At 32.2% G+C, this 12279-nt stretch carries 12 protein-coding genes; all 12 read right to left on the reverse strand.

Annotated elements, in window-relative coordinates; genetic code table 11:
• Nucleotides 1-8 precede the first annotated feature (8 nt).
• Nucleotides 9-455: a GNAT family N-acetyltransferase gene (locus tag ACQKCJ_RS00435; protein WP_271335070.1), complete on the reverse strand. Its 447-nt coding sequence runs from the start codon at nucleotides 453-455 to the stop codon at nucleotides 9-11.
• Between the two features lie 588 nt (nucleotides 456-1043).
• Nucleotides 1044-1904 (reverse strand): ATP synthase F1 subunit gamma, encoded by an 861-nt coding sequence (gene atpG / locus ACQKCJ_RS00440; protein WP_271335069.1) that lies wholly within the window; start codon nucleotides 1902-1904, stop codon nucleotides 1044-1046.
• Between the two features lie 93 nt (nucleotides 1905-1997).
• Entirely contained in the window at nucleotides 1998-3575 is a 1578-nt protein-coding gene (gene atpA, locus ACQKCJ_RS00445; protein WP_271335068.1) for a F0F1 ATP synthase subunit alpha, read from the reverse strand.
• 39 nt (nucleotides 3576-3614) lie between these two features.
• On the reverse strand, nucleotides 3615-4148 hold the full coding sequence (atpH, locus tag ACQKCJ_RS00450; RefSeq protein WP_271335067.1) for an ATP synthase F1 subunit delta: 534 nt from the start codon (nucleotides 4146-4148) through the stop codon (nucleotides 3615-3617).
• A gap of 4 nt (nucleotides 4149-4152) precedes the next feature.
• The gene (locus ACQKCJ_RS00455; protein WP_271335066.1) at nucleotides 4153-4644 is read right to left on the reverse strand and encodes a F0F1 ATP synthase subunit B; all 492 of its coding nucleotides are present in this window, start codon (nucleotides 4642-4644) and stop codon (nucleotides 4153-4155) included.
• An 83-nt stretch (nucleotides 4645-4727) separates the two neighbouring features.
• On the reverse strand, nucleotides 4728-4931 hold the full coding sequence (gene atpE / locus ACQKCJ_RS00460; RefSeq protein WP_039113322.1) for an ATP synthase F0 subunit C: 204 nt from the start codon (nucleotides 4929-4931) through the stop codon (nucleotides 4728-4730).
• Between the two features lie 40 nt (nucleotides 4932-4971).
• Nucleotides 4972-6147, reverse strand: coding sequence for a F0F1 ATP synthase subunit A (gene atpB, locus ACQKCJ_RS00465; RefSeq protein ID WP_271335065.1), 1176 nt, complete (start codon nucleotides 6145-6147; stop codon nucleotides 4972-4974).
• A gap of 517 nt (nucleotides 6148-6664) precedes the next feature.
• Nucleotides 6665-6886: an AtpZ/AtpI family protein gene (locus tag ACQKCJ_RS00470; protein WP_271335064.1), complete on the reverse strand. Its 222-nt coding sequence runs from the start codon at nucleotides 6884-6886 to the stop codon at nucleotides 6665-6667.
• On the reverse strand, nucleotides 6867-7262 hold the full coding sequence (locus tag ACQKCJ_RS00475; RefSeq protein ID WP_427401123.1) for a bactofilin family protein: 396 nt from the start codon (nucleotides 7260-7262) through the stop codon (nucleotides 6867-6869). The genes ACQKCJ_RS00470 and ACQKCJ_RS00475 overlap by 20 nt, the downstream gene beginning before the upstream one ends.
• A 2-nt stretch (nucleotides 7263-7264) precedes the next feature.
• Entirely contained in the window at nucleotides 7265-9877 is a 2613-nt protein-coding gene (locus tag ACQKCJ_RS00480) for a tetratricopeptide repeat protein (protein ID WP_271335062.1), read from the reverse strand.
• An 87-nt stretch (nucleotides 9878-9964) separates the two neighbouring features.
• Nucleotides 9965-10660, reverse strand: a complete 696-nt coding sequence (locus tag ACQKCJ_RS00485; protein ID WP_271335061.1) for an ABC transporter ATP-binding protein — start codon at nucleotides 10658-10660, stop codon at nucleotides 9965-9967.
• Nucleotides 10661-10764: 104 nt separating this feature from the next.
• Nucleotides 10765-12225, reverse strand: a complete 1461-nt coding sequence (locus ACQKCJ_RS00490; protein WP_271335060.1) for a DUF5687 family protein — start codon at nucleotides 12223-12225, stop codon at nucleotides 10765-10767.
• Between the last annotated feature and the right edge of the window lie 54 nt (nucleotides 12226-12279).

The following is a 12279-nucleotide window of genomic DNA, read 5'->3' on the forward strand; positions in this document are numbered from 1 at the left end:
TTGTTATTTTATTGTGTAAGTTTTTTTTCGTCCAGAATTTTAACAAAATGAAAACCCTTTGGTTCATAACCCTGATTGTAATAAAAGCGATGAGCAGCAAAATTTCCGGTAAAAGCATCTAAAACTATAGAACTGCAGTCAAGATATAAAGCCTTTTTTTCGATAAAATCTGTAAGGAGTTTTCCAATTCCTTTAGAACGAAAATTAGGATTTACTACAAAGTTATCAATTTCAAGATATTTGCCAGTCCATAATTTAGTCGCAGACCAACACCCCGTAATTCCCATACAAACATCTTCATCAAAAACTGCAATCTGTATATAGTTATGAGGAACCATATCAGAAAGATATTCATGATATTTTGCAACAGATAGATTAGGATACAGAAATCGCATCGTTTCAATTTCACTCAGCATTGCTTCTATCGTAGTAAGCTCTTTTATTTGTAGATTCATTGTAATAAAAAAATAGACGTCAAAAATACTCATTTTTTTTTCATTGTCGCTGATATAATGCTTTCATAAGGACAAGTGTGAAATCTATAATAAAGAAAAAAAATTGTATAAACTATTCCAAGCACTTCTATACTAACTTTGTATCAAAGGGAATGAGTAAAGCTAAAATACAACCCTTCTAAAAAAAGCAAAGCATTGGGACTAATAAAGCTAGTTTGTTCCCACGAAAGACAAAGCAAAGGGATTGATTCTGCTGAAATGTAACCCTCAAAAAAAACAGAGCATTGGGACTAATAAAGCTAGTTTGTTCCCATGAAAGACAAAGCAAAAGGGAGTGATTCTGCTGAAATGTAACCCTCAAAAAAACAGAGCATTGGGACTAATAAAGCTAGTTTGTTCCCATGAAAGACAAAGCACTACAGAGGTGATAAATCTGTCAAATAATTTTATAAAATGGTACTGATTCTCAGTTTTTGGATAAATTGAGGATCACCATTTTATAAGTTTTAAATCAAAAAAACTAAACTACTATATAAATAAAAAGAGCCGATAATTACTTATCGGCTCTTTTTGTATGTCTTGAATAAATTATCCTTTTAAAGCTTCTGCTCCACCAACGATCTCAAGGATTTCGTTTGTAATAGCAGCTTGACGTGCTTTATTGTATGTCAATTTCAATTGGTTTCTTAATTCAGTTGCGTTGTCAGTTGCTTTGTGCATAGCTGTCATACGCGCTCCGTGTTCTGAAGCAAATGAATCACGAATACCTTTGTATAATTGTGTTTTTAATGATTTTGGAATCAAAGTCAATATAATTTCCTCTTTTGAAGGCTCGAAAATATAATCTCCTGCAGTAACAGGAACATCCGATTTAATTGGTGCTAATGGCAAAAACTGCTCTGTCTGAACGATTTGTGTCGCAGCATTTTTAAATTGATTGTAGATCAATTCGATTCTGTCATATTCACCTGATAAAAACTTCTCAGTTAAATTATCAGCAATTCCACCAACATTATCAAAAGTTAAATGATCAAAGATTGCATTATGATGACCGTGTACTTTGTGCGTTTTACTTAAAACATCATTTCCTTTTTTACCAATAGCAAAAACGTCTACTTGTTTTCCTGCATAAAATACAGTACGGTTTTTTATCTCTTTAATTACATTTGTATTAAATGCACCACATAAACCTCTATTTGAAGTTATAGCAACAAGCAATACTTTTTTTACTTCACGTTGTGTTGTATAATCTCCTCCAACTTCACCATCAAGTGTAGCCGAAAGGTTTTGCAACAACTCCGTTAATTTCTCGGCATAAGGGCGCATTGCAGTGATTGCATCTTGTGCTTTCTTAAGCTTTGCAGCAGAAACCATTTTCATAGCCGATGTAATTTGCATCGTCGATGAAACGGAAGTAATTCTATTACGGATTTCCTTTAAATTTGCCATTTAGTTGATTAAAAAAATGTGACAATTTGAAAATTAGACAATTAGAAAGTCTGTTGAGACATTTTCTAATTATCTAATTTACCAATTATCTAATTAGATATATTTTGCTGAAATTTCTTTTGCTGCTTTTTCGATAACGTCAGTAATGTTGTCATCTAATTTACCAGCTTTCAACGCGTTAAGCGTATCTTTATGTTTACTGTTTAAGTAAGCTAAGAAATCAGCTTCAAATTCTTTTACTTTATTTACAGGAACGTTTCTTAATAAGTTTTTAGAACCAGCGTAAATAATAGCAACTTGATTTTCTACTGTATAAGGATCATTTAAACCTTGTTTCAAGATCTCAACGTTTCTTTTTCCCTTTTCAATTACGTTTAAAGTAACTGAATCCAGATCAGAACCAAATTTAGCGAAAGCTTCTAATTCACGGAATTGAGCCTGGTCTAACTTTAAAGTTCCTGAAACTTTTTTCATTGATTTAATCTGTGCATTACCTCCAACACGAGATACAGAGATACCTACGTTAATAGCAGGACGAACTCCAGAGTTGAACAAATCTCCATCAAGGAAAATCTGACCATCTGTAATCGAAATTACGTTTGTTGGGATATATGCAGAAACGTCACCAGCCTGAGTTTCGATAATTGGTAAAGCAGTTAATGAACCACCACCTTTTACGATAGACTTAAGAGAATCTGGTAAATCGTTCATGTTTTTAGCAATTCCATTATCTGCAATTACTTTACAAGCACGCTCTAATAAACGAGAGTGTAAGTAGAAAACGTCTCCAGGATATGCTTCACGTCCCGGTGGTCTTCTTAATAAAAGAGAAACCTCACGGTAAGCAACAGCTTGTTTAGATAAATCATCATACACAATAAGTGCCGGACGACCTGAATCTCTAAAGTATTCTCCAATTGCTGCACCTGCGAAAGGAGCATAAACTTGCATTGGAGCCGGATCAGAAGCATTAGCTGCAACAATAACTGTATAAGCCATTGCACCTTTTTCTTCTAACATTTTAGCAATTCCTGCTACAGTTGAAGCTTTTTGCCCAATTGCAACATATATACAGAATACAGGTTTTCCTGCATCGTAAAATTCTTTTTGATTTAAGATTGTATCGATACAAACAGTTGATTTACCTGTTTGACGGTCACCAATAACAAGCTCACGTTGTCCACGACCAACCGGGATCATAGCATCAACAGCTTTAATACCTGTTTGCAATGGCTCAGTAACTGGCTGACGGAAGATAACACCAGGTGCTTTTCTTTCTAAAGGCATTTCGTATAAGTCTCCACCAATTGGTCCTTTTCCATCAATTGGAAAACCAAGAGTATTAACTACACGTCCTACCATTTGCTCACCTACTTTAAGAGAAGCAATACGTTGTGTTCTTTTTGCTGTTGAACCTTCTTTAATTCCAGTTGATGGTCCTAAAAGTACCACACCAACATTGTCTTCTTCAAGGTTCAATACAATAGCTTCAAGTCCGTTATCAAATTCAACTAACTCACCATATTGTACATTAGATAGCCCGTAAATACGAGCAATACCGTCTCCAACTTGAAGTACAGTTCCTACTTCCTCTAGTGTAGCACCAGATTCAAAACCTTCTACTTGCTTTCTTAATATTGCTGAAATTTCAGCAGGTTTGATTTCCGCCATCTTAAATTTATAATTTAGACACTTTTATGTGTAATAAAACTAATTACTTAACTCTCTTTTTAATACCTGCAATCTGTTTGCAACAGAAGCATTGTATTGTTGATCACCTATTCTTAAAATAAATCCTCCAATAATTGATGGATCTACTACATTTTCAATTGTTATTTTTTTATCTGACAACGTTGCGATTTTAGCTAAAACTTTAGCTTCTAAATCTGCATCCATTGCAATGGCAGTTGTAACTTTTGCTACTTCTGTACCATTACCTTCATCAAATAACTTACTGTATTCTAAAGAAATTGCCTCTAGAATCTCGAATCTTTTGTTTTCGAATAATAAATGAAATAAACCTTTAGTTACACCATTTATATTTGCAAAAACTTCTAAAAGTGCACTTTCTTTAACTTCAACTTTTATAGTTGGGCTTTGAATAAAAGTACTCAATTCTTCATTACCGCCAATTGTCGAAGCAATTGATTTCATGTCGTTATTTACAGCTTCGGCAATACCTTTAGAGTTTGCTAAGTCTAGAATTGCTTTTGCATAACGAATTGCTGCTCTTGTACTTGCCATAATATTAGTTTAACTTTACGTCACCTAACAACTTCTCTACTAATTTAGTTTGAGATTCTTTGTTAGATAATTCCTCTTTCAATAATTTTTCAGCAATGCTTAATGATAAAGTTGAAACTTGTAATTTCAATTCTGCCATAGCAGCATTTTTTTCATTTTCTATCGCCAATTTAGCTTGCGCTATTAATTTTTGACCTTGCTCTTGTGCTTCATTTTTAGATTCAGCTATCATTTGCTCTTTCATTTCACGAGCTTCTTTTAACATTGCATCACGCTCTGCACGAGCTTCTCTCAAGATACGCTCATTATCAGCAGTTAAATTCTGCATTTCTAAACGAGCTGCTTCAGCTGATGCTAAAGCTTCATTGATAGATTCCTCACGACTTTTTACAGCACCTAAAATAGGTTTCCAAGCAAATTTTGCTAAAAGAAAGAAGAAAACAATAAAGATAATTGTTGTCCAAAAAATTAAACTTTCTGGTGAAGTTAATTGCATAACATTATATATTTAAAAATTGTTTGTCGTTTTTGAAAAAACTTCCTGAAGCCAACCGCTACAGGAAGTTTAATTTTTTTTAATTATGCGTTTGTGATTAACGCAACAACTACTGCGAAAAGTGCAACACCTTCAATAAGTGCAGCAGCAATAATCATAGCAGTCTGGATTTTTCCAGCAGCTTCTGGTTGACGAGCAATAGCGTCCATTGCAGAACCACCAATTTTTCCAATACCAAGACCTGCACCAATTACAGCTAATCCAGCTCCGATTCCAGCTAATACCATAATAATAAATTTATATAGTTAATAATTAATAAAACTCTGATTAATGATGATCATGCTCTTCAACAGCCTGACCAATAAATAATGCTGAAAGCAAAGTAAATACATACGCTTGCAAAGCAGCAACTAATAATTCTAATACACTCATGAACAAAACAAATGCTCCGGCAACTGGCCCTACTGCAATGCTTTTGAAAATGAAGATTAAAGAAACTAAACTCAAAATGATAATGTGACCAGCAGTAATGTTTGCGAACAAACGAATCATTAATGCAAATGGTTTAGTCAACATTCCGATAATTTCTACAGGAATCATAATTGGAGCCAACCAAACCGGAACTCCAGGTGTGTTGAAAATATGTCCCCAGTATGATTTGTTTCCGCTTAAAGTTGTAACGATAAAAGTAATAAAAGCCATTACAAATGTAAAATAGATATTACCTGTTAAGTTTGAACTGAATGGGAAGAATGGAATTAATCCAATAAGGTTATTGATCCAGATAAAGAAAAAGATAGTCAAAAGGTATGGCATATATTTACCTGCCTTTTTTTCACCAATATTTGGAACAGCAATTTCGTCTCTAACATAAGTAACTAGTGGCTCTAAAAATCCAGCTAATCCTGTTGGTGCTTTTGGATTTTTCTTATATGATCTTGCTACAGCAAAAAATAAGAAAAACAAAATAATTGCTGACATCAACATAGAGAAAACATTTTTAGTGATAGAAAAATCTAAAGGTCTTGCATCAAAAGCAAAAGCACCTGTGTTTTTCTGATCCGCTGTCATTGTCTCAAATTTGTCAGCATAAAAAATTATTTCTTTATAGCGAACTAATTTCTGACCATTAATATCAACAACATGTTCTCCTGAATTATCGTGGTGAAATTTTGCAGATGAAAAAATCTCCAATCCATTATTAGTCCATAAAATAACCGGAAGGCTAAAAGAAATAGGGTGACCATTCCAGTCAGCAATATGAAAATCGTGAGAATCCCCAATATGTGAATTGATTAATTCACTAGCATTAAATTCTTTTTCTATTTCGTGACCAACAGATTCTCCGTGACCTGCTGCTTCTGTATGACTTGCTTCTGTTGACTCAACAGTTTCATGTTTTACAGAAACACTATCAACAGGGGTTGAAGCGAAATTAATCGACGAACTAAGTGCTAATAAGGTAACTAATAAGTACTGGACTGGTTTATTTGAAATTATCATTATAAAATCTGTATCTAATTTTAGGTTCCAAAAATTTTTTGCAAAGGTACATTTAAAATTGAAAATTGAAAATTTATGGGTGTAATTTTTAATATTTAGATTTTTAAAGACCAATCTTCCTGTTAATAAAGCAATTAACCTTTATTTATTAACCGAATAGTAAAATAGGTTTCGAATAGTAAAAATAAAAAATAAGGTATAAAAAAAGTACTCAGGTCAAATATTGGGTCTTTAACATGTGCTTTTATTAATGGAATCAAAAATACAATAGCTGCCATCATTCTAAAAAAACTGGCTCCCAAAAAAGCAAAACCTGTGTATTGAGGAGCATTTTTATGCACAAAAATTAAAAAAAGATAGACTAAAAATGTAGCTATTATATTAAACAAATAAATACTCCACGCGGAATAAAAAAAAACTAATTTCTCTGATAATGATTGCATCGCAAAATATTGCGCAACAAATAATGCAACTGAAAAAGGGATAAAATACTTAAGAAAATCGATCGTTTTATTCATTATTTATTTAAATTTTTAACTTGTCTGATAACATTGTAAAGTGCCAGGAAAACAGAAAATAACGAAAGAATTATAGTCCATAAAGAACCTCCGTTTGAATATTTTTTATCTAACCAGACCCCTAAATAAGAAAACAAAAATATAATAATTCCCATTTGAATTGGAATATTCATTAATGCCAGCCATTTATTATTTGATTTATTATTCGGTTCCTTTTCCATCCTTTAAGGTTACTTCTTTATTATTTGTTAGCATGGTACAAGTAGCTGTAAAATCAGCTCCCGGTTCTATAGAAAGTTTACCCACGGCAACTTCTCCATGAATCTGTGCAGATGCTTTTATATTAAAGATTTCCAGTACTTTAATTTTTCCCTGAAACTCTCCTTCTATATCCGCATTATTGCAAATAATTTCCCCTTTTACAACACCTGATGCTCCTATAACCAATTTTCCCTGCGAGGTAAAGTTTCCAATTAATTCGCCATCTAATCTAAAATCAGCTTTAGAAACAATATCTCCTATTATTGAGGTTCCTTCTACTATTCTATTGGTTTTTCCTAAAAGGTCAGTGCCGTTTTTTTTGACTTTATCAAACATGATTATGGGTTTTTTGGGGCTAAATAAGCCTCAAGATTTTTCTTAATTTGTATTACTTTATAATTTTCACTCGACATAATAATTGCCGGATGTGAGATTTTATATTTTTTATCGTCTCTTAAAACTCCTGAAACATCTTTGGCATACGCTTCAGATTTAACTCCGTGAATAACCACAAAACTTTCTGTTTTGTTATATTTATCTAATGAAGTGGTCAATCTTTCGAAGTTTTCAACTGCTAAAAATTTCTTGATTGCTTCTTCAATTTGTTTTGCTGTTTTAGTGTCGTCTTTTGGAATTGCATAAATAATTTTCCAATTTTTAGTGTCGACTGATGAAAAATCAAGTTTCTCTAAACCAGGAATTTGCTTCTCTAAAATTTCTCTTGCATTTTTACCTTCATCACTATTTGGATAATTATCGGCAACATTTTCTAACCCTTTTTTGTAGGCTGCCAAACCATTTACTTTTCCTAAAATATTTGCTTTCAGCAATTCGTATTTAGAAACAATTTCATCACCGGAATATTGATTGATCAAATTATCGATATTATCCAAAACGGTATCAAACTGTTCTTCCTGAAATAATTTATACCATTTTTGATATTCTTTTTCAGGAGATGCTAAATCATCTGTATTTGCATTGTTTATAATTTGTGCATATCTCGAATTTGGATATTTCGTCGTAATATCAAATTTGACAGATTCTGCTTTTGCCGGATTCGTAATTTGATATATTTTGTACAAATTATACATCGATGGTAAAATCAATTTTTCCTCCGGATTATTTTTTAATAATTGCTCCAGTTTTTCACTGGCCAAATTATATTCCTTAAATTTCTCTTTATAAATAAGTCCTAGCTGGTAATATGCAAAATTACGTTCCACACCAATACTATCTATAGCAGACTTTGTTTTTGGAAGTTGTTTTTCGTAAAAATCAGTGGTGTATTTTTCAACAACTACAGAATCTTTTAATTTATTGGCTAAATCCTGATTGTCGCTTATTGTATCATTCATTGCGGCATTATTAGCTGATTTTATTGCGGCTAATCTCCAATTTCCGTCTACGGTTCTGTTACCCCATAATTTCTTAAATTGTAATTTTCCATAAGCAACAGTGGTTGGATTATAAAAATAAAAAGTGCTTGCTGTTTCATTTCCAGCTGGAGGATTAAATGCTCCAATACCTGGATCGCTTTTTCCTATTGCATTAGGATTTACGGCCGTTGGTGTATTGCCTGAGTTTGTATTACGATCTATATTGGCTAATCTTTCCTTTTCCTTTTCTTCTAAAATGCGTTTTGCTTCATCCTTCTTTTTAAGTTCTGCAATATAATTTTCGAAATATAATTTTCTGTCAGGAGCAGGAAGACCATATACATTAATGATACTATCATTGCGTTTTGCAATTCCTTCGTATTTAATAACGTTATCTAAATTTTTTCTGTTTTTTTGGATAAAAGCAAATTCTCTGGTTTTAGGATCCAATTTTACCAATGTACTGTCATAATATTTGGCAGCCAATGTATAATTGGTGTTTTTAAAATACATATTCCCAATATTTCTATATGTGGAAGCGATCAAATAAGAATCTTTAGATTTTCTATCCAATGATTTATTATAAAATATCAAAGCACTGTCCTGTACTTTATAGTTATCATAAAAAACTCCCATCTCATAAAACAGGATATCATAATAGGGTCTGTTTTCACGGTCTGTAACTAGCTTATTATAGGCTTTGAGAAACATTTTTTTATCATCATATTTATAATCAAACATTTCTGCTTTATTAGCATAAGCATGCATCATATATTTTCGATCTGCTTTTCGATTCATGTCAATTACGCCGTTGTAAAAATAATTTGCACTGTCTTTTTTACCGGCTTGCTGATACATCTGAGCTAAAATAAAGCGATATCGCGTTTTGTCTTCATTTATTTTAGTAAATTTTTCTGCAATTCTAAGTTTGGCAACAGCACTGTCTTTTTCTTCCATATTCAAAAATGCTTCTGCTAATAAAGCATTTGCATCTGAAAAGGTTTGCTTATTAAGGTCTGTGTTTTTTAATAATAACTTAATGTTTTTTAAGGCAATAGCATCATTTCCTAAACGCATATTGGTTTTTTCGCGCCAGATTTTTGCCGTATAAATATTACTGCTGTTAGGATATTTATATAAGATATAATTGAATGCTTCAAGCGCCGGAATAAAGCGCTGATCATAATATCTGGCTTTCCCGAGCATTAAATATGCTTCATCAATTTGTGAATTTCGTTCTCTTCCTCCAATATTCATGGAGTGTTTTTGAATGGCTTTTGTTGCTTTGGTCTCTGCCTTTTCAAAATCTGCGTTTTTTGCTTTTTCTTCTTCCGAAAAATTTTCATCGATTTGCATTTTCTCAATCGGCAGAGTCCTCCAGAAATTATCCTGATTATTGGCCTGAATAGATTTTAAACCTTTGTCAAGGCCAATTCCACCGTTGTACAAAATGTTATATTTTGTACTTAAGGCATGCGAATTCCTGGCTAAAAAAGTATTTTTCTTGGTAGAACAAGCTATCAAAAGAAACAAAAAGACAAGAAAAAAACTATATTTTAGGGTATTCTTTTTCAATAGAAAGAGTTTAAATCAATTAACTTCTAAAATGAATTTTTAGTATAATGACTTGTAAAAATACGCTTCTTTTTGAAATATAGAAGCTTATACCGCAAAAAACGATTCTAATTCTTGTAAGGTTTCTTTTGAAGTTTGAATATCTTTCACAATCTCACCTTTATTAAGTGCTACTATTCGATCGCAAACCTCTACTGTATGCTGTAAATCATGGCTGGAAACCAAGACGGTAACATTTGGATTTTCAGCCAGATCTTTTATTATTTTTTTTAATCTGCTTACGGTTGTCGGATCTAAATTAGCAAAAGGCTCATCAAGAATAACCACTTCAGGATTACCAATAAGCGTGGCAATTATCCCCACTTTCTTTTGATTTCCTTTGGATAAATCTCTTAAATATTTTTTATTATTTAGAATTTCTCCATTAAAAAACTCTTCATGGCTGGCTAACAAAGCATCAATATCGGCTTTGTTTTGATGACGCAAATCGCCAATAAAATAAAAATATTCCTCAGGAGTTAAATATCCTATCAAAAAACTTTCATCAAGAAACGATCCTGTAAATGATTTCCAGTTTTCACTCGTATTCACCTGAATAGTATTGCTAGTGATATTTCCTGTCGAAGGCTGAATAAGATCTAATAATAAACTGAAAAAAGTTGTTTTTCCTGCTCCGTTATTTCCCACTAATCCAAAACTTTGTCCTTTTGGAATTTCAAGATTATCAATGTTTAAAACTTTTATTCCGTTATATATTTTTGAAAGTTGATTTACTTGTATCATTTTCTATCTTGTTTAATTGTTGATTTGGTTAATCGTTAATTTGTTTCGTTTTAATCCGATAAAAAAATTATCTCATTATCAAATTAGCACATTCTCTAATTATTCTAATTCTTTTGTTTATAAGCACTTATCGTACTGTATTTCTCGATTTTATATCTTTTTTCGATCAGTGAAAAAACCTTGTCTTTTAAGATAAAACCTAAAGCCCCTGCTCCTGCAACTAATGATAATCCAAGAGTTTTATTTCCTAGATAAAGACCAATGGCATAAAGTCCCAAAGGCAATAATATTTTAGGTAATGTCAATAACATTGCGCTTACATTAAAAGCTTTTTTATCTCCAAAAGCTCCACCGGCAGAACTTAAATCAATTGGTGTTTTTGTAAATGCCCCGCCTAAAAGTACTAAGTGTGAATTTACTCCAATATTATAAATCGCACCAACAATAATTGTCAGGTAAATTTCCCATCCGTAAAAAAGATAAAATGATGCAATTATTGTCGAAATAAAAGTAGCAATAACAATCAGCCACCATTTTGAAGTGATGTAACCGCGATACGGAATGTTTTGTGTCATCATTAATTGATAATACGAACTATCCCAACTTGGTACAAACTGACCAAAGACAAACAAAAATCCTCCTGAAACAAATATTCCGGCAAAAATATGCATTACTTCAGGCTGTTGCGTGTTTCCAAAAAAGATGAAACCGTAAAACAAAAAGAAAACACTCATGACAATAGTCGTTTTAGATCTTTTATTTCTCTTAATTAGTTTGATATCATTTTTAAGAAAAGTTCCCAAAGTCCCAAATTGATTCAGCCATGCAAGATTTTCAGTTTCTGCAATATCCGCTTTTTTAGAAAGTCCGGCATCTAAAAATAAATTATTTTTAAAGTACTTAAAAGTAAATGCATACAATGCAATTAACACTAAAACGGGAATCAAAAACAATCCTTTTACAGCATAAAATCCCTGAAACGCCGGAGTTGTAAAGCTCGTAATATCAAATACCTTATAATATTGTGCCGCCGCCAGTAAAAGAATTGCTCCTATAAAAACAACAAACAATTTATCGATATTACTTAAAATAATATTTAAAAAATTGTTGATATATATTAATGAGAAAGCTGCTAACAGCCAAAAAATAACTCCTGCAATATCATAACCTTCCAGAGCTAGCACAACCGAAAATGGAATGAAGAAAAGAGCGTGTACCCAATTAAAAAAAGACAATGCAGTTTTGCCTAAAGAGAAATGAACAATTGTTGGTTTTTTGAATGGTAAAATCAATAAAGGTTTTATGTTCAAAACCGGAATTGCCTGCATTAACAACCGAATTACGAGGTCAAACAGAAAATAATAAATCAAAAATTGATTGATGGTAACTAATGGTTCCAGGTTCATTTTTCGCAATACATAAAATGCTCCTACTCCCATACCTATAAAAAGTATCGAAAAATAGATCATCAAAAAACCAATTAAAATTTTCATTGCCACATTTACTCCAAAGGAGGCAGATCTGGTAAAGGCTTTCCATTCTAGATAAATAAACTTTTTAATCATGGTTATTTGGTTTTCAGTTTTGTAGTAAGAGATCAAATGTAAGTAAACGTTACA

Origin of the sequence: Flavobacterium sp. NPDC079362 (assembly GCF_050267765.1) — a bacterium.
GTDB lineage: Bacteria > Bacteroidota > Bacteroidia > Flavobacteriales > Flavobacteriaceae > Flavobacterium > Flavobacterium azizsancarii.

Excerpts from the sequence above, each read along its gene's own strand:
- ACQKCJ_RS00435 (WP_271335070.1), bottom strand. The coding sequence starts at position 455 with ATGAATCTACAAATAAAAGAGCTTACTACGATAGAAGCAATGCTGAGT.
- atpG (WP_271335069.1), bottom strand. The coding sequence starts at position 1,904 with ATGGCAAATTTAAAGGAAATCCGTAATAGAATTACTTCCGTTTCATCG.
- atpA (WP_271335068.1), bottom strand. The coding sequence starts at position 3,575 with ATGGCGGAAATCAAACCTGCTGAAATTTCAGCAATATTAAGAAAGCAA.
- atpH (WP_271335067.1), bottom strand. The coding sequence starts at position 4,148 with ATGGCAAGTACAAGAGCAGCAATTCGTTATGCAAAAGCAATTCTAGAC.
- ACQKCJ_RS00455 (WP_271335066.1), bottom strand. The coding sequence starts at position 4,644 with ATGCAATTAACTTCACCAGAAAGTTTAATTTTTTGGACAACAATTATC.
- atpE (WP_039113322.1), bottom strand. The coding sequence starts at position 4,931 with ATGGTATTAGCTGGAATCGGAGCTGGATTAGCTGTAATTGGTGCAGGT.
- atpB (WP_271335065.1), bottom strand. The coding sequence starts at position 6,147 with ATGATAATTTCAAATAAACCAGTCCAGTACTTATTAGTTACCTTATTA.
- ACQKCJ_RS00470 (WP_271335064.1), bottom strand. The coding sequence starts at position 6,886 with ATGGAAAAGGAACCGAATAATAAATCAAATAATAAATGGCTGGCATTA.
- ACQKCJ_RS00475 (WP_427401123.1), bottom strand. The coding sequence starts at position 7,262 with ATGTTTGATAAAGTCAAAAAAAACGGCACTGACCTTTTAGGAAAAACC.
- ACQKCJ_RS00485 (WP_271335061.1), bottom strand. The coding sequence starts at position 10,660 with ATGATACAAGTAAATCAACTTTCAAAAATATATAACGGAATAAAAGTT.
- ACQKCJ_RS00490 (WP_271335060.1), bottom strand. The coding sequence starts at position 12,225 with ATGATTAAAAAGTTTATTTATCTAGAATGGAAAGCCTTTACCAGATCT.